This window comes from Scytonema hankhaensis NUACC26, assembly GCF_045865695.1.
GTDB lineage: Bacteria > Cyanobacteriota > Cyanobacteriia > Cyanobacteriales > Nostocaceae > Scytonema.
The window spans coordinates 1-16642 of record NZ_BAACAP010000182.1; the positions used below are offsets into that span (position 1 = coordinate 1).

15 protein-coding genes and 3 pseudogenes are annotated in these 16642 nt (G+C 42.7%); 5 read left to right on the top strand and 13 right to left on the bottom strand.

Annotated elements, in window-relative coordinates; translation table 11 throughout:
- A pseudogene (gene petB, locus ACKTT2_RS17355) lies at positions 1 to 418 on the bottom strand (cytochrome b6); the annotation flags it as partial.
- 186 nt (positions 419 to 604) lie between these two features.
- Complete coding sequence (locus ACKTT2_RS17360; RefSeq protein ID WP_407889094.1) at positions 605 to 790, bottom strand: hypothetical protein; 186 nt, start codon at positions 788 to 790, stop codon at positions 605 to 607.
- 54 nt (positions 791 to 844) lie between these two features.
- On the opposite strand from ACKTT2_RS17360, the gene ctpA reads away from it, so the two are divergent.
- Positions 845 to 2086, top strand: coding sequence for a carboxyl-terminal processing protease CtpA (ctpA, locus tag ACKTT2_RS17365; RefSeq protein WP_407889096.1), 1242 nt, complete (start codon positions 845 to 847; stop codon positions 2084 to 2086).
- Here the strand turns inward: ctpA and ACKTT2_RS17370 are convergent.
- Positions 2083 to 2805, bottom strand: a complete 723-nt coding sequence (locus tag ACKTT2_RS17370; protein WP_407889098.1) for an MBL fold metallo-hydrolase — start codon at positions 2803 to 2805, stop codon at positions 2083 to 2085. The genes ctpA and ACKTT2_RS17370 overlap by 4 nt on opposite strands.
- A gap of 113 nt (positions 2806 to 2918) precedes the next feature.
- On the opposite strand from ACKTT2_RS17370, the gene ACKTT2_RS17375 reads away from it, so the two are divergent.
- The gene (locus ACKTT2_RS17375) at positions 2919 to 4415 is read left to right on the top strand and encodes a site-2 protease family protein (RefSeq protein WP_407889101.1); all 1497 of its coding nucleotides are present in this window, start codon (positions 2919 to 2921) and stop codon (positions 4413 to 4415) included.
- Between the two features lie 32 nt (positions 4416 to 4447).
- A pseudogene (locus ACKTT2_RS17380) lies at positions 4448 to 5230 on the top strand (DUF4058 family protein).
- On the opposite strand, the pseudogene ACKTT2_RS17385 reads toward ACKTT2_RS17380, so the two are convergent.
- The 5 genes and pseudogenes from ACKTT2_RS17385 to ACKTT2_RS17405 form a co-directional block, all read right to left on the bottom strand.
- Positions 5168 to 5647, bottom strand: a pseudogene (locus tag ACKTT2_RS17385) (Rpn family recombination-promoting nuclease/putative transposase); the annotation flags it as partial. The pseudogenes ACKTT2_RS17380 and ACKTT2_RS17385 sit on opposite strands and share 63 nt — an antisense overlap.
- A gap of 69 nt (positions 5648 to 5716) precedes the next feature.
- Positions 5717 to 7171, bottom strand: coding sequence for a glycosyltransferase family 4 protein (locus ACKTT2_RS17390; RefSeq protein WP_407889103.1), 1455 nt, complete (start codon positions 7169 to 7171; stop codon positions 5717 to 5719).
- Between the two features lie 65 nt (positions 7172 to 7236).
- Positions 7237 to 7779: a phycobiliprotein lyase gene (locus tag ACKTT2_RS17395; RefSeq protein WP_407889105.1), complete on the bottom strand. Its 543-nt coding sequence runs from the start codon at positions 7777 to 7779 to the stop codon at positions 7237 to 7239.
- 349 nt (positions 7780 to 8128) lie between these two features.
- Positions 8129 to 8809, bottom strand: coding sequence for a HEAT repeat domain-containing protein (locus ACKTT2_RS17400; RefSeq protein ID WP_407889107.1), 681 nt, complete (start codon positions 8807 to 8809; stop codon positions 8129 to 8131).
- Positions 8810 to 8976: 167 nt separating this feature from the next.
- Positions 8977 to 10419, bottom strand: a complete 1443-nt coding sequence (locus ACKTT2_RS17405) for an MFS transporter (protein ID WP_407889109.1) — start codon at positions 10417 to 10419, stop codon at positions 8977 to 8979.
- A 96-nt stretch (positions 10420 to 10515) separates the two neighbouring features.
- Between ACKTT2_RS17405 and ACKTT2_RS17410 the strand changes: the two genes are divergently transcribed.
- Positions 10516 to 11025, top strand: coding sequence for a phosphoribosyltransferase (locus ACKTT2_RS17410; RefSeq protein ID WP_407889111.1), 510 nt, complete (start codon positions 10516 to 10518; stop codon positions 11023 to 11025).
- Between the two features lie 149 nt (positions 11026 to 11174).
- On the opposite strand, the gene ACKTT2_RS17415 is transcribed toward ACKTT2_RS17410, so the two are convergent.
- Entirely contained in the window at positions 11175 to 12095 is a 921-nt protein-coding gene (locus tag ACKTT2_RS17415; protein ID WP_407889113.1) for an AEC family transporter, read from the bottom strand.
- A gap of 102 nt (positions 12096 to 12197) precedes the next feature.
- On the opposite strand from ACKTT2_RS17415, the gene ACKTT2_RS17420 reads away from it, so the two are divergent.
- The gene (locus ACKTT2_RS17420) at positions 12198 to 13010 is read left to right on the top strand and encodes a M15 family metallopeptidase (RefSeq protein ID WP_407889115.1); all 813 of its coding nucleotides are present in this window, start codon (positions 12198 to 12200) and stop codon (positions 13008 to 13010) included.
- 161 nt (positions 13011 to 13171) lie between these two features.
- On the opposite strand, the gene ACKTT2_RS17425 is transcribed toward ACKTT2_RS17420, so the two are convergent.
- The 4 genes from ACKTT2_RS17425 to mrdA all read right to left on the bottom strand — a co-directional run bounded on the left by ACKTT2_RS17425 (position 13172) and on the right by mrdA (position 16357).
- Positions 13172 to 13372: a hypothetical protein gene (locus ACKTT2_RS17425; protein WP_407889117.1), complete on the bottom strand. Its 201-nt coding sequence runs from the start codon at positions 13370 to 13372 to the stop codon at positions 13172 to 13174.
- A gap of 132 nt (positions 13373 to 13504) precedes the next feature.
- Positions 13505 to 13933: a type II toxin-antitoxin system VapC family toxin gene (locus ACKTT2_RS17430; RefSeq protein ID WP_407889184.1), complete on the bottom strand. Its 429-nt coding sequence runs from the start codon at positions 13931 to 13933 to the stop codon at positions 13505 to 13507.
- A gap of 3 nt (positions 13934 to 13936) precedes the next feature.
- A complete protein-coding gene (locus ACKTT2_RS17435) occupies positions 13937 to 14179 on the bottom strand; it encodes a FitA-like ribbon-helix-helix domain-containing protein (RefSeq protein ID WP_407889119.1) in 243 nt (80 codons plus the stop codon).
- A gap of 363 nt (positions 14180 to 14542) precedes the next feature.
- Entirely contained in the window at positions 14543 to 16357 is a 1815-nt protein-coding gene (mrdA, locus tag ACKTT2_RS17440) for a penicillin-binding protein 2 (RefSeq protein ID WP_407889121.1), read from the bottom strand.
- Positions 16358 to 16642 lie beyond the last annotated feature (285 nt).

Sequence of the window (16642 nt, forward strand, 5' to 3'; positions counted from 1 at the left end):
AAGGTAGAGAGTAACCAGTCACACCGAAGGAAACGGTAATCACGGCGAGGATGACACCAGTTACCCAGGTTAGTTCGCGGGGCTTTTTGAAACCGCCCGTTAGGTAAACCCTGAAGGTGTGCAAAATCATCATCAGCACCATCATGCTGGCAGACCAGCGATGCACGGAGCGAATCAGCCAGCCGAAGTTGACATCAGTCATGATGTTCTGCACCGAAGAATAAGCTTCCGCAACGGTTGGCTTATAGTAGAATGTCATGGCAAATCCAGTAGCAAACTGGATGAGAAAGCACGTCAGTGTGATTCCACCCAGGCAGTAGAAGATGTTGACGTGGGGAGGGACGTACTTGCTGGTTACGTCGTCAGCGAGCGCCTGAATTTCCAGACGCTCCTCAAACCAGTCGTAAACGTTGGCCATACAATCTCAAATTCCTAAAATTGACTCGCGGTTGATAAATCTATTTAAAGTTCTGAACTTGACTTCGCTTGTTAGCTATGCTTCGCCCAGACTTTTCCCCTAGTTCCGACTTTGGGATTTGAGCAAAGAGTATTTATCCTCATTTGCTTTTTCAATTGTCAGAGTGTTAATAGTTTAAAAAAAACTTTACACTCTGACTAGAGGGAATGTATTGCGTTCTGTCAGTGACCGATCGCCATCAGGAGATGGACACGAAGCAGAGGTTGGGGTTGGTCGATAGTGACTGCGTGCTGAATCTAACGGTGAGAAAGGTTGATGACAGCGATGCATCACTTCTATAAAAAAAGTAACATAGTCGAGAGATGATTTCACAAATGCAAACTAGCCGATCTCATTCTGGCAATTTGGGTTGAAGTGATAGTGAATATGGCGTTCATGCACAAACAAGTTTTTCGAGTAGGATTGTCATTCTTCGTCGCTTTTTGGTTGGGCTTTTGCAGCTTTTGTCAACCAGCGACAGCAATGACCGAACAACAGAAGTTGATATCAGAAGCGTGGCGAATTGTTAGTCGTACATACTTGGATGAGACATTCAATCATCAGAACTGGGCAACAGTAAGGCAGAAGGCTCTAGAAAAGCCAATTAAAGACGACCAAACGGCTTACACGGTCATTCAGAAAATGCTTAAGAGCCTTGATGACCCTTTTACCCGGTTTCTTAACCCGGAACAGTACCGCAGTTTACAGGTAAACACCTCTGGGGAACTGACGGGGGTGGGATTACAAATTGCTCTTAATCCCGAAACAGGTAAGTTGGAAGTGGTCGCTCCTATATCTGGTTCGCCAGCAGAAAAAGCTGGGATTAGACCGCACGATCGCATTCTCAAAATCGAAGGGTTTTCCACAGAGAATTTAACCCTTGACGAAGCAGCAACTAGAATGCGGGGACCAATTGGTAGTGCCATCACGCTGCTGATAGAACGAGATGCAGGGAGAGAGTTAGAAGTTCAGCTAGTGCGCGATCGCATTTCGCTCAACCCAGTGATTGCGGAATTACGCACATCTCCCCAAGGAACGTCCATAGGTTACATTCGCCTCACACAATTTAATGCCAATGCTCCAATGGAGTTGGCACACGCTATTTCTAGTCTAGAAAAAAAAGGCGCTAATGCCTACATTTTAGATTTGAGAAATAATCCTGGTGGACTGTTACAAGCAGGAATTGAGATAGCTCGTTTGTGGTTGAACTCCGGTACTGTTGTCTACACCGTTAATCGCCAAGGAATACAGGGAAGTTTTGATGCCTTCGGTCCGGCGCTAACCAATGACCCCCTAGTGGTTTTGGTGAATCAAGGAACCGCGAGTGCCAGTGAAATTTTAGCAGGAGCATTACAAGACAATAAACGCGCCCTGTTAGTCGGAGAAACCACCTTCGGAAAAGGGTTAATCCAGTCATTATTTGAGCTATCAAATGGTGCTGGCTTAGCTGTAACCATTGCTAAATATGAAACTCCCAACCATCATGATATCAACAAACTAGGAATTCAACCCGATATGCAAATTCCCACAGAATCCCTCACCCGCGAACAAGTTGGTACAGAAGCAGATACCCAGTATCAAGCAGCCGTTCAACTGTTGAAAAAAAATGCGGTAGTGGCTAGAGGTTAGGGACTGGGGATTGGGGACTCCCAATCCCTCAGCCGTTCATAAGCATTGTCAATGAAACGTTGTCCCCGAAGAAAACCAGTATTGGCACCAGGGCAAATGTATTGGAGTGTTTCTTTTGTAAAGTTATTTAACAGCAATTTGGTACTCTCAACTTGTCGCCACCAGTGAAAGGTTTTAGCAGTCTTTAACGGTATCGGTTCGCCTTGTAAATTAGGCAGAAGATGACGACCAGAAAACAGTATACCTCCGTTCCCTTTATAGTAAAGGCAGGAAGAACCGGGAGAGTGACCGGGTGTCCAAATTATCCGTACTGTTGAATCTAAAGAGAATTCCTGACCAAAGGTAGAAACTGTTAAGCCAGGTAACAAATAAGCTTCTTGTTCTTGAATCAAAATTTTGCAGTTAAAAACTCGTTGAATTTCTTCAGCCTTACCAATTGCCCCTCGATGGGTAACAAAGAAATAACTGATGCCCCCATGAGAATGTAAAAAATCCTGATTTATTGTATCAATTGCAGGACAATCGATCAGGATATTGCCTTCGTTTCTTACAATAAAATAAGCAGTCCCCCCTAATGTGTCTCTATTTGGTGGAAATGCAAAAATGGTTGTACCAGGCGAGAGGTCTGAATCGAGGCTTCCGACCACTGGGACTTCATGGGAGAAAATTGCTCGTGGCAATTTGGCTGTATTGCTTGACTCTTGAGGCAAGGGACACATGAGGAAAACTGTTATTGTGGAGGAGTTGTAAAAAATTACACTTACAATATACGCTAATGGTCATTTTTGTGACCGCAAGCCAAAATTAACATATTAAAATAACCGAAGATAGCATGACTTTTTGGTTTCTTCTTCTATTGGGACTCATTACTTACTTAATGGTTCAGCGTAGTGTCGCTAAACTAACCAAAACACCAGTCTGGTTATTATGGTTGGTTTTAATGACCCCGGCTTTGCTATGGACTGCTTGGACTGCAATCTACGGAGGACAACAACCACCACCAAGAGCGCTCATGATTTGGCCGCTCATTCTATGTCCCGTATTATACTGGTTTTTGTTTCAGTGGGGGCGTCGTTCGCTTCAAGAAACGCAGGTTGAAGCAGAAGTTCCAAAAACTCCAGCATTGCAAGAGTTACAATTGGATGTAGATCCTATCGCAGAACCAGTGCCAGTGCGTCCCATCGAACCATCGGAAGAAACCCAACTGCGAAATTGTTTTCCCTGGTCTGTATACTACATTCAAAACATTGAGTATCGACCTCAGGCTGTTGTTTGTCGCGGTCAGTTAAGAACTTCACCAACTAATGCTTACCAAAGGATTAAGGCAAATATCGAAGCACAATTTGGCGATCGCTTCTTAATTATTTTTCAAGAAGGTCTCAATGGTAAACCTTTCTTTGTACTTGTTCCCAATACTCAAACTTCCAAAAGCAAGTCAAATACAGGCAGCGAAAAACTGACAAGACCAGGGTTAGCTGCCATGCTATTAGCTGTCACATTGCTATGCACGACTTTTGTAGGAACTAGAATTGCTGGTGTCGCCACTACAACATGGCAAGCTAACCCTACTGAGTTATTGAAAGGTTTACCCTATGCTCTGGCACTCATAACCATTTTAGGTATCCACGAACTAGGTCACTATCTCGCAGCACGGTCTTACAAAATTCGTGCAACTCTACCTTACTTTATCCCCATGCCCTTCTTTCTGGGAACCTTTGGAGCATTTATCCAGATGCGGAGTCCAATTCCCAATCGCAAAGCTTTATTTGATGTGAGTATAGCGGGACCTGTAGCAGGTTTTGTGGCAACTTTACCTTTACTCTTTTGGGGTTTGGCAAATTCCGCAGTCGTGCCAATGTCAGAAAAAACGGGTATTTTAAACCCCGATGCTCTAAATCCCAACTACTCCATATTACTAGCAATAATTTCAAAATTAGCCTTGGGAAGTCAGTTAACAGCTTCATCAGCTATCGATTTGCACCCAGTAGCAGTTGCAGGGTTTTTAGGATTGATAGTTACAGCATTGAATTTAATGCCAGTGGGACAACTTGATGGAGGTCACATCGTTCACGCTATATTTGGGCAAAGAACAGCAGTCGTCATCGGTCAAATTTCTCGCTTGTTACTGCTGCTACTTTCCTTAGTTCAGCAAGAGTTTTTCTTGTGGGCGGTTATCTTGTTGTTCTTACCACTGATTGATGAACCCGCTCTCAATGATGTTAGCGATTTGGATAACAAACGCGATATCGGGGGATTGTTTGCAATGGTTGTGTTAATTGCGATCGTACTTCCATTACCACAGTCGCTTGCTCGTTTGTTACAAATTTAATTTGAATTTTCTGTGCATTACGAATTAGTATTATGCCTTCACCTTTTCCTGGAATGAATCCCTATTTAGAAGATTCAGAAATGTGGTCAGAAGTTCACAGTCGTTTAATAGTAGCTATTACTGATGCACTAGCTCCTGATTGACGTCCTAAGTACAGAGTTGCTATTGAAAAACGAGTTTATCAAACAACAGAGGAAGACTCTGTATTAATTGGTATTCCAGATGTATCTGTGGGACGAAGTTTAAGTGGTGGTAAAGAGGAAGCCAACATTGCAGTAGCTTCACCTCCAATAACACCCATTACAGTGGGAGTACCCATGCTAGAAGAAGTACGGGAGGGATTTTTGTCAATACGAAAGGTGGGAACGGGTGAAGTTATAACAGCAATTGAACTTCTTTCACCTAAAAATAAGCGATCGAGAGAAGGACGGCTAGCATATGAAAGTAAGCGTCAGAAGATTTTCAGCAGTCTGACTCATTTAGTGGAAATTGATTTGCTGAGAGGGGGAAAACCCATGTCTATTTTAAATGATGGCATTCAAGCAAGTTATAGAATATTGGTGAGTCGTAGCGATCGCCGTCCGCTAGCAGATTTATACCCCTTTGGATTGCAGCAGTCAATTCCTGTGTTTCCGCTACCATTACGAGAGGGTGATACAGAACCACTAGTAGATTTACAAGCGTTGCTACATGGGGTGTATGACAGAGCAGGACTAGACATGGCTATCGATTATACCTCTGAACCAGTCCCGCCTTGCTTCTTCTGGCGCTTGTTCTTCACTGACAGTGGTAAGTACCATCAGTGCTACCCATAAGGGCAAGGAACGGATATCACCCAACTCGTTCAAATATACCCGATGTACTTGCTCGCCGTTGAGTAAGGTGCGGTGAGGATAAACATCACTTTGTTCAAGACTGCGCGTTGGGTAGATGATGACAGCTTGCCAGTCTTTAAATCTCGCACGTTGGCGATAGAAATATAACGCTGATTCAGCAAATAACCTTTCGTAAAGTTGCTCGTCTTTTTGAAATTGCACTTCACAGAAATAAACAACTCCTGTGCCTTCATGTTCTGGTGGCAGAAATACCCCATCAATCTCAAATTTAGGTTCTTTGACTGCTACCGAATCAAATCGGTATGTACTGGTATTGCTTGGCGCATTTGTCAAAAGTTCAAAAAGCAGTGAGGGGGATTGTTGAAACAGTTTATAAAAGATTGAGTCGCGACGCATGAATCATTTAAATTAAACGAGGAAAATTTGCAATACGTATTATCTTACATTGCCTGCATATTTATTTTCCTAACAAGTTACCATAGAACCAAGCCCAAAAACTAATTCACTCGTTAACTTGGCATTTGGATAATGAGCAAACAACGCGAATGGATCGTCACACAAAGGATAAGGTGGTTGACTGGACTGCATGGGAACAGAAAGTGTTGCTGTAGAGCGAATTTCTGCTAGTTCTCGCCATAGGTTCTCGTAAGCCGCAATAACGACTTTCCAATCATATATCTCTCTAGCACGTTGCTTTCCATTTTCTCCAATACGCTTCCTCAGTTCGGGATTTGTAATTAATGTTGCGATCGCATTTGCCGCCGCCTCAACATCTACAGCTGTTACCATTGAGGTATGAGCAACATAAGAACTGTAATTCACGCTTTCATTCAGATAAGCAAAAGCCAAATCCCTTGCAGAACCAGGAGGCGGTATAAGAGTAGGAATTTTCCAACCATCGATTTCATGACGCACCGATTCTTGATAACCATCCCAATCAGAAACAATAACAGGTAAACCAGCAGCCATTGCCTCTATAGGAGTCAATCCAAAAGTTTCTTGAATATTATCAACTAGAGAAATAAAAATATCAGCAACAGACCAAATTCCCGAACGAATTTCTGGTTTACGTCCATCTACAAAAATACAATTGACAGATGGACAAAAAACTTGAGGGCTGCTTTTAAAACTCGCTTCCTCTTTTTCATCTTCAAACCAGCCTGCTTGTATAAAATGAATTTTAGTTTTAGTCGCTTGTGCTGCTTTTTCCAAAGCTAAATACATTGGTACGGGATGAGCTTTCGCATAGAAACACAACCGTCCAACAAATAAAACAACAATCTCATCTTGGGGAATACCAAGCACTTGACGCAAACGATTGCGAGTGGAAGCTGCAACATTTCCCTGTGGAAAAGCATCACAATCCACACCCAGAGGAATAATTGGTAGTTGAAACTCAATTTTAGGTCTGCCACCCGTCCTTTGTGCTAAATAATCAGCCCAAGTATTGAGGAGACGTTCAACAGCAGTTTTCACCGCCACAGATGTGCAAATCAAAGCATCCCAAGGCTGAAGAGGGGCAATCAGGAAATCCCCAATCCCCTCCATAACTCCAATACTTGCAATCGTATGAGTCACTCCACAAATACTGTATGCGTTTTGGTCAACAAACCGTCGTTGCCATGCCTGTTTAGAAAGTAACGGATCGGGACGGTAAATTGTACCTGCTTGTGATAAAAGTTGAGGATTGTGAGATGTGAGCCACTGAACTTTACGCTGAGATTTCATCCACGGTTGGATGCGTTGACAGAATTCTGAAAACTCATTTGAACTTCCCGTATAACAGAACAAAGACTCCGCAGTGCCATGCTGGACTAAGGCTTTAAGAAAACCTTCACCTGCAGCTTGACGACCGAGGAGTCTTTTTCCACGAGTTTCAAACCCGTCTGCTTTATAAAAAATGGCTGCCGTATTAGTCATATATCAGTGACCAGTTATCCGTAGCCATGATAACTGGTCACTGGTCACTGGTCACTGGTCACTGGTCACTGGTCACTGGTCACTGATTTACCGCCACCCATGCGAATTTCAGTTGTCAAAGTTGCCATGCTAAAACCGCCAAACCGCTTTAGAGTACCAACTCGCATCCGCAAATTAGGACTAGCAAACCAAAGGCGTTCCTCAGACCACATAGTTTCGTACTCTGTTGTCAGAGTTAAGGTGTCATCGCTACCCATCTTATAACGTCCGGCAACTGGAGCTTTCTCCGCATAGCCCATTTCCCGCAATAGTCTACCTTCATTGGGATTATCTTCATCTGGTACAACAGCTAACACCGTGGAACCAGTGTGCTTTTCTTCATCCCATTCCATCGTTCCATTCCAAGTTACTCTAGCACCACAAGAAGCAAGGTTGGGATCGATTTCGTTATGCTCGCAAAGTTTGACGACTTCAGGATGATCTTTTGCTAAAGATTCAATTACGATGTCCGATTTACCATCTTCTGATTGCTTGAATGCCAAATGATGACTGGTACGATGAGAAAACCATTTCCCACCACTTAGTTCAAAAAACTCTTTTATATCCATAGAAAGAATCTACCTTTCTTCAAAATCTTCCCATTTTCCCACTTATTTTAAAGGTAGCAGGAGGGGTGCAAGTTAATCGATTTTAATTTTTCAACCGCAGATGCACAGCAAAGGACGCGGATAAATTTCTCGTCTATGGGATATCTAAGAAATGTATTCTCCCGGATTGTGGGGCGGGCGTCCTCACCTGCCCTTTCGCAAACGGGCGTCTCGCCCCGCAGTCGCCTTAACGGGGGGAACCCCCGCACGGCGCTGCTCTCCGTTCCACAAGAAATTTTTGGTGACTTACTTTTCGATTTGGAAGTTCCTATCGGCGTCTATCTGCGTGAAGGCTGCGGTTATATTTCTCTTAAGCTTGATAACCTGCTTGCTCAAGTCGCTTTAAAGAAATCCTTGATGCTTCTGCAACGTGTGGATGGTTATCTTTTTCTAAGTATTTTAGGGCAGAGACGCTCTTGGGGGTGGGAAGATGCCCTAAAGCTTCTGCAAGACGTTGCCGTACTAACCAATCTTCTGACTGAGCAAAGCGTAGAATTAAATCTACAGACTCAACATCTTTGATTTCTCCAAGCGCTGCGATCGCAGCTTGTTGCAAAACTACTTCCTTGCTATCCAAAGCTTGGATGAGGATGTCACGAGCGCGTTTGTCTTTAAGATTACCAAGAGATACGGCAGCACTAAAGCGTACCAGCCAATCGGTATCTTCATAGAATGCCCGCATCAGAGGTTCAACGGCTCTCTTGTCTTCTAAGTAACCTAAAGCACCAGCAGCATCGGCACGCATACCGTAGTCGGGATCTGTTTCCAGAATCTGAACTAGAAGAGGATAGCATTCTGCTGTTTGCTTGATACCTAAAGCAAAGATAGCCATCGATCGCAACTGGATAGATTCGTCATCCAACACTTTCTTAATCAAAGGAACCGCATCCTCTGCAGGAACTTCCCTCAGAGATGCAAGGGCTACCATGCGATCGCGTAGATTTTCGCTTTCCAATTGGGTGGAAATTTCCTGTATGCTTGGATTTGCCATTTAGTTTAAAGTCTTTCTCTTATCTCTGTTTATATTAAGTATTATTACAAATTCTCAGAGAAATGCGATCGTCCCAACGGTGTGTATATCCGTACTGGGGACTGGGGACAAGGCGGACAAGGAAGAATAATTAATGGCCAATCGCCAATCACCAATCACCAATCCCCTCACTTGTTTTGTCGTTCTTTGAGTTGCAGCACAATTTGTGCGTGTAGCTCGCGGGTAAGAGGATAAAAATAAGCTAGGACTAGACCAAAAATTAAAGCGAATGCTGGTATGGGACCGATGGAAAAGCGAATAACTTCTAATACGGAATCAGGTTGGGTTGGAAACGGGATTTCTGTTGTAGGTTTAATATACCCGGCTGTACCTAACTGTTGCAGAACTAGGTTCACAGCCAATCCCAAACAAATTTTTTGCACGAAAACTATGAAACTGTAAAAAATACCTTCCCTTCGCTGTCCCGTGTTCAATTCATCAAGTTCAATGACATCAGGTAGCATTGACCAGGGAATAAGATAAGCTGTGGATACTCCAAAACCTGCCATAACTGCTAGAAAGTACATCAACACAATTTGACCGGGTTGTACGAAAAACAGTCCACTTTGAGCAATCATCCACAAACTCATTCCCATAAAGTATACTGCTCGTTTGCCATAACGTCTACTGATACCACTCCAAACGAACAGCATAGCCATAGCAGTTCCTTGCACTGCCAAGAGTACTAAACTAATATGCCATTGTGGAAGGCGCATCCAGCTAGTGACAAAGTAGGGAATAATCCCAGCTGTTAGCTGAACTGCTAACCAAGAACACAAATAAATGCCTACTACAAATAAGAAAGGGCGATTTGTAAAAGCAATTTTGATTTGCTGTAGAAGAGGAATAGAAGTAGTTTGCTCTATTTGTGGGTGTTGCTTCGCCACAGCTTGAGCGCGATTTTTAGTTCCCCAAACGCACCAATATAAGGGCAAAATAGAGATAATGCCACAGATAGCTCCTAGTAACAGATACTGCATATTCCTGTTATTGGGAACGATCAGGGAGATAACCAAACCAATGATGAGAGCAAGAATGCTACCGCCAATAGAAAAACTAAAGCGAAAACTGTTCAAACTGGTGCGTTCGTCGTAGTCTTGAGTTAATTCTGCTGTTAGAGCGGTATATGGTAAGTTAACAACTGTATAAAAAGCATTAAACAAAATCGAAATGGCAGTGTAATACCAAAATAAGCCCCACTGATTTGCATTTTCATTATTACTGAAATGAGGCACAATCCACTGCAAGAAAAAGAACACTCCAAAGGGAATTGCGCCCCAGATCATCCAAGGATAACGCCTTCCCTGCTGACTTTGAGTGCGATCGCTCAACACCCCTACCATCGGATCGTTGACTGCATCCCACACTTTACCAACAAGTTGAGTCTGTCCTGCTAATTGGGGATTCAAACCCGCGACATCTGTAAGGAAAGGCGACAAATAAGAAATCCCAATCATAGCAGTAATTGCCGTACCTAAATCCCCTGCACCAAAAGCTATTTTGGTACTTAAATTTAGTTTTTCACTTTCGGGAGTTTGTTGGGCATGGTCATCTGAGCCAAAATTGTTCATAAAACTTTATACTTATAATACAATCGACTATATTGCATATTGTCCAGTGTGACTGGTCACTGGTCACTGGTCACTGCTCCCTAACCCCTAACCAATATGCCAGACCTTTACGTTTCTTGGTCAGATTATCACCGAAAAATTGAACAACTGGCTGCTAAAATTTACCAGTCTGGGTGGGAATTTAACCAGATTGTTTGTCTTGCGAGAGGAGGACTGAGGGTTGGAGATATTCTTTCCCGTATTTATAAGCAACCTTTGGCAATTTTGGCAACATCATCCTACAGTGGTGCGGGAAAGCAAGAGAGAGGAAAGCTCATATTTTCTCGTCATTTAACCATGACAACCGAACATTTGGGTTCGCGCATTCTTGTAGTGGACGATCTAGTAGATTCTGGAATTACACTTCAACAATGCATTCCATGGCTACAAGAAAACAGTCTTTCTCCTATAGAAGACATTCGGACAGCAGTACTCTGGTATAAAGCTTGCTCTGTTATAGTACCGGATTACTATATCGATTATTTAGCAGATAATCCGTGGATACACCAACCTTTTGAACTATATGAATTCATGAATCCGACGGATTTGATGGAAATGGTTATGTAGTTAGTTGTTATTAGTCATTTGTCCTTCGTCCTTCGTCCTTGGTAAGAACTTCTCGTCTATTTACATTTTGTAATATAGTTCAGTTCATTTCTGCCTAGTTACTTAGATAATAGATAGTTGTTAGGAGACTAATGACTAATGACTAATGACTAATGACTAACTACTATCCAAAATGGCAAAGTGAACAGCAATAGCACAGTTCCCATTGCCAAGGAGGTGACTGCAAGGTCGCGATCGAGGTTGAAGGTTTCGGCAAGAACTAACGTGGCAAAGGCTGGAGGCATTGCCATTTGTAGCAAAATAACTTGTGCGACGGCTCCGGTTAAACCAAAGAGCGGTATAACAGTGCTGATTAATAAAGGAACAACCAACATTTTGATCCCGACGCTTATAGTAGCTCTTGGGAAACTGTGCCAAGAATTGAGTTTGCTCAGTCGCATCCCAATTAAAACGAGGGATAAGGTAACGGAAAACCAGGCTAGTTTATCTAGCAAAAAATCTACGGGTTGGGGAATTCTAACTTGTCGAAGGAAGAAACCAAATCCAAAACTCCATAGGGCTGGATTGATGAGAATAGCTTGAAGCACTTGCTTGTAACTCTGGGCAGTATTACCAAAACGGGCTGCTAGAGCAACACCCAATCCGTAAGCTCCTATTGTTGACCCAAGCAGATCGTAAAACAATGCCCATGCAAAATATTGAGTGCCTACTATTGACAGCGTGACAGGATAGCCAATATAACCTGTGTTACCCACCATCGCCGCTAAGATAAAACTACCTTGCGTCGATTTCTGGGGTGTAGTATTGGTCAACTGAGCTTGTCCTTTGATTCCTAGCCAAGCTAAAAACGCCCCTAGTAAAATGGCTAAGTAGGCGATCGCAGGTGCAATCCAAATCGGTCCCGACAAGTCAGCTTTTCGTAAAAAAACTACAATGCTTATCGGTACTCCTACCCAATAAAGGAACCGACCTAGTTGGGTAGGTACTGTAGCGGGTAAGTTGCGTCCCAGGATATATCCCAAAAGGACTAAACCTACTAGAAAAAGGTACAGTTCTAAGAGTTTAATCAAAACTGGGACTCATATAAGTAGATGTAAAATATTACCTAATTTTGTTTCCTTCTATCTAGTTTACAATTTTTATGGTTCTTTATAAAAAGCAGGAGTGTACTTGTGAGTAATGCTGGTTTTCCCGAACAACCACAGGACATACCACCTAGTAAAAGTGAGGATATCCCGGCAGCTTTACGCGATACTCCTGATGCAGAAACTAAAGTGCGCTTCCGATGGTTCATTTGGTTAGGTGGAGGAGTGGCAGGATTTGTCTTGCTAGCTCTGCTAAGTGGTTTGCTTTTCCTTTTTATTGAATCTAAAAAACCAAGCGATCCCAAACTGTCTTCTACAAGTTCAAATCCTGCAACTTCGCAAGAATCGGGCAACTCTGCTAAAGTCAATGAAGATTTAGTTCTAGGTCATTTTTCTTACTCAGAAGCCCCTTTAGCTGAACTTAAACCTATTTCTAGTGATGGACGTATCAAATTGAGAGCAACTGCTGCTCAAAAATATCAAGAGATGGTAGCAGCAGCAAGAAATGCAGGGGTTATTTTAGTTCCTATTTCCGGTTTTCGCTCCATTCAAGAACAAGAACAGTTATTTTTTGTAGTTGGCGCTCAGCGAAACCAAACACCCGCACAACGGGCGGCTGTCAGCGCACCTCCCGGTCATAGCGAACATCATACAGGTTACGCTGTAGATATTGGAGATGGAGCCGCACCATCTACGAATCTCAACCCTAATTTTGAAAAAACAAAAGCCTTTCAGTGGTTGCAAGCCAACGCTGCCCGTTTTAGTTTTGAGTTGTCATTTCCTAAAGGGAATGCTCAAGGGGTGAGTTATGAACCCTGGCACTGGCGTTTTGTTGGCGATCGCGGTAGTTTGGAAACTTTTTACAGAGCTAAGAATTACAAACCAGCTCAGGCAAAATAATGAGGGAACTGGGGAACTCGGGGTCCCCCCTAGGGATAAGGGGCAATGGGGATTGGAGAGAACCACACGGTTTGTAGGGGCGCAAGGCCGCCGCGCCCCTACATCTATAAATTGCATCCATTTAAGAACCGGGTAAGAGAAAGAAAAGTACGAGTTAGTTATTAACTCACTATCGTGGAATCAGAAAGCGCTACTAGTTGCTGTAAAATAACCCTACAACGTTTACCAGTCTCATTAGCTTTTTTCATTAGCGCGTGACCGTTTTCGATATCGCCACTTTTTATTAAGGCAATACCTTGCCGACTATAATCGGCAGCTTCTTTTGCTAACTCTTTGGCTCTGCTTCTTAGATCTATCATCATTCCTCGATTTCAGAAATTATTGTATTTATATTTTCCGCGTCTTCAAAAATTTTATCCGCTCTTGTTTCTAGCAAAATGGTATCAAAGTCATTAATTGTAGGTATATGTTTTCAAATTTTTTCAAAAAATCAATTATGAGGAGTTCTCTGACCAAGGATTAATAATAAAAATTCCGCAATCAGCAAAATCAGTAATATTACGAGTTGCTATAGCTGCATTATGAGAGTAACAAATAGCAGCAATTTGGGCATCAGCTTGAGATATGGGAGTCCCACTAAACCGTCTTTGATCTGAAATATTAGCAAAAGCTACAGCAGATGATTCATCAAATGCAAGAACACGTCCTACAAAGTCCTCTGCAAACATTAAAGTAGCAGCTTGGTAGAGTTCATATTTACGCTTTCCTTCTGGTAAAATAGCGATGCCATAGAGTATTTCAGCTTGTGTAATTGTTGTGGTAAACAAACTTGTTACAAGTTGTTGGGCTGCCCAATTACGAACGACTATAGACCCTTGAGGTTTGATTAATTCTGACAATACATTAGTATCAAGAATAATCATCATTCACTCATTTGGTGCAGGACGCATAGGTTCTCTAGTTATTTCTCCTAGTTCAAAATTTCCTAAATGGGCAAAGCGTTTTTCTATTATATTGACAAGATTTACAGGTGGTTTTTGATTTTCACTTAAAACAAGACGGAGAATTTCTTTTACTTCTTCTTCTAGGGAACGACCATTTTTTGAAGCTCGTTGTTGCAAGAGGTTTTTAATATTATCATCAACGTTAAAAATGGTAATGTTTGTCATGATGAGTAAATTGGGTTGCGATATGTTTAGATATGTAATAATTATATTTTAGTTTAATTAGACTACTTGCTCAATTATGGGTTCTGTGTCTTGAGTTCTGATTTATTTACTTAGTACAAGTATGTATAAAATAATTAATATCTAAGTTTTAGAATTAATATCTAACTCTAAAAATCTATTTAACTTAGTTCCCTACGAATGTTACCTTTTTGCAGGACTAGACTCACCGCCTACGCGAACTCGTGAAAAATCAAGGTTTTGAAACCCACGTAGGTGGGTTTTGCCTGTGTAGCCGCGAATTCCATTCGCTTTCGTCAAGTATAAATAAAGACTTTACAAACCTCCTCTCAGTCCATATCTTTTTCAGTTTCCTACTTTGTGAGACTTACTGGGAGCCTTATGCCGGAAATATTCTTCCATAACTTGCAATACCATAGGAGCTGCAACGCTACCGCCGCCACCGCCAGAGTGTTCGGCAAATCCTAAAACCACAATTTCTGGCTTATTATAGGGAGCATACGCACCAAACCAAGCGTGATTTGCTTTCACTCGATGCTTCCATGCTTCAGCAGTACCGCTTTTACCAGAGGCGGGAGGAATTGTTGTGACATTAAGTGCTTTGCCCGTACCCTCTGATACCACTTTTCGCAAGCCTTCGCGTAAAACTTTCACGGTACTTGGCTTCATCTTTAGCGATTCTCGCCAATTTTTCGATTCTTCGTTGTCTTTCAGTAAATGAGGTTTCACTCGATAGCCACCGTTAGCAGGAACAGCAAACATGACAGCGACTTGTAGCGGTGTTGTTTGCAAAGCACCTTGACCAATAGACATATTGATGCTATCTCCTACAGTCCAAGGCATTTTCCACACTCTTTGCTTCCATGCTTCGTCTGGAACGTTCCCTTTTGTTTCTTCAGAAGCAAACTCTATCCCTGTTTTCTTTCCAAACCCGTATTTCCGCGTCCATTCAATTAAAGTATGACCGCCAACTCCCCGACCAATTTGGTAGAAAAATGTATCGCTACTCCATGCTAATGCCCCTGTAAATCCTAGAGGACCAAATCCTGCATGGTTCCACTCTGCAAAAGTTACCCCACCAACTGTTAGAGAACCATAGGTCTGTAGTACTGTGCTGGGAGAAAACTTACCTGATTCTAACCCAGCTGTTGCAGTAACAATTTTAAAAGTACTGGCGGGTGGATAAGCACTGCTAACAGCTCGATTGAGCAAAGGATGGTTTTCTCCCTGTACGGTTTGCCAATCTTTTTTAGAAACTTTTTGTTTGGAAAAAATATTTGGGTCAAAGGTGGGGTGAGATACCATTGCTAAAACAGCACCGTTACGCGGATCGAGGGCAACAATAGACCCGTCGCGATCGCTTAAAGCTTTTTCTGCTGCTTTTTGCAGGTTTAAATCTAAAGTCAGGTGGATATCATTCCCTGCTTTTGCTTGTTTTTCTCCCAATACACGAATTGGGCGACCTTTACCGTCCACTTCCACTTGCTGACCGCCCCATTCACCTCGGAGTGTTTTTTCATACGCCTTTTCTACACCCATTTGACCGATGACATCACCGAGTCGGTAGCCGTCTTTTCTCTTTTCTCTCAACTGTCCGGGAGTCAATTCACGGGTATAGCCTAATACATGAGCTAGAGCCTGACCGTGAGGATAAGAACGCACGGCTTCCGTGTGAATTTCCACGGTTTGCAGTTCATTGGCATACTCTTTCAAGGCAGTCACTTCTGCTTCGTTAAGGTCGCGGGCAATCCTCACAAGAGCCGTTTTGGGACCGGCTTCTTCTAATTTCTTAATAATGTCATCTTCAGATATATCAAGAATTTTGGATAAACGCGGACCGACTACTGACCATGATGGCTTTGTGTGTGCCATAGGCCACAAATACACGGAACGGGGATAGCGGGTTGTAGCCAGGAGTTTGCCATTGCGATCGAAGATATTGCCTCGGACTGGTTGTTTGGGAATCATTCGAATCCGGTTGGACTCTGCTCTTGCTCGAAATTTCGCTCCCTCAACGATTTGTAAGTATGCTAAACGAGTCCCAATCCCCACCGTCAGTAATAAGGTTAATACGATGAAAAATAAAGGCTGAGAACCGCGTCCAACTGTACGTGTTTCTCTTTTCTTAACTAGCGGTTGAGGTGATTGCAGTAGCGCCATATAACAAGCTGAATTGCGAGAACAGAGATATTTGTATACGATTGCACAAAGATTATACCTAGTTTTTAGAAAACTAACTAGAGTGTTGCAGCTTTATGTAATACGTTTTAGCTAGAGAATAAACTAAAGTGTCAACCGTAGTCTGCTCAGCAGAATACAAGAAAGGGAGTGGGGAGTAGGGGGTAGGGCGCTATAAATTCTTTGTCTTGTGGGATGGGCGTCCTCGCCCGTCCTATATTAATGGCGGGCAAGAAGCCCACACTACAAGAAATTTTGGGAGATTGT

Coding starts and splice junctions, on each gene's coding strand:
- ctpA (WP_407889096.1), top strand. CDS start 845: ATGGCGTTCATGCACAAACAAGTTTTTCGAGTAGGATTGTCATTCTTC.
- ACKTT2_RS17370 (WP_407889098.1), bottom strand. CDS start 2,805: ATGTGTCCCTTGCCTCAAGAGTCAAGCAATACAGCCAAATTGCCACGA.
- ACKTT2_RS17375 (WP_407889101.1), top strand. CDS start 2,919: ATGACTTTTTGGTTTCTTCTTCTATTGGGACTCATTACTTACTTAATG.
- ACKTT2_RS17390 (WP_407889103.1), bottom strand. CDS start 7,171: ATGACTAATACGGCAGCCATTTTTTATAAAGCAGACGGGTTTGAAACT.
- ACKTT2_RS17395 (WP_407889105.1), bottom strand. CDS start 7,779: ATGGATATAAAAGAGTTTTTTGAACTAAGTGGTGGGAAATGGTTTTCT.
- ACKTT2_RS17400 (WP_407889107.1), bottom strand. CDS start 8,809: ATGGCAAATCCAAGCATACAGGAAATTTCCACCCAATTGGAAAGCGAA.
- ACKTT2_RS17405 (WP_407889109.1), bottom strand. CDS start 10,419: ATGAACAATTTTGGCTCAGATGACCATGCCCAACAAACTCCCGAAAGT.
- ACKTT2_RS17410 (WP_407889111.1), top strand. CDS start 10,516: ATGCCAGACCTTTACGTTTCTTGGTCAGATTATCACCGAAAAATTGAA.
- ACKTT2_RS17425 (WP_407889117.1), bottom strand. CDS start 13,372: ATGATGATAGATCTAAGAAGCAGAGCCAAAGAGTTAGCAAAAGAAGCT.
- ACKTT2_RS17430 (WP_407889184.1), bottom strand. CDS start 13,933: ATGATTATTCTTGATACTAATGTATTGTCAGAATTAATCAAACCTCAA.
- ACKTT2_RS17435 (WP_407889119.1), bottom strand. CDS start 14,179: ATGACAAACATTACCATTTTTAACGTTGATGATAATATTAAAAACCTC.
- mrdA (WP_407889121.1), bottom strand. CDS start 16,357: ATGGCGCTACTGCAATCACCTCAACCGCTAGTTAAGAAAAGAGAAACA.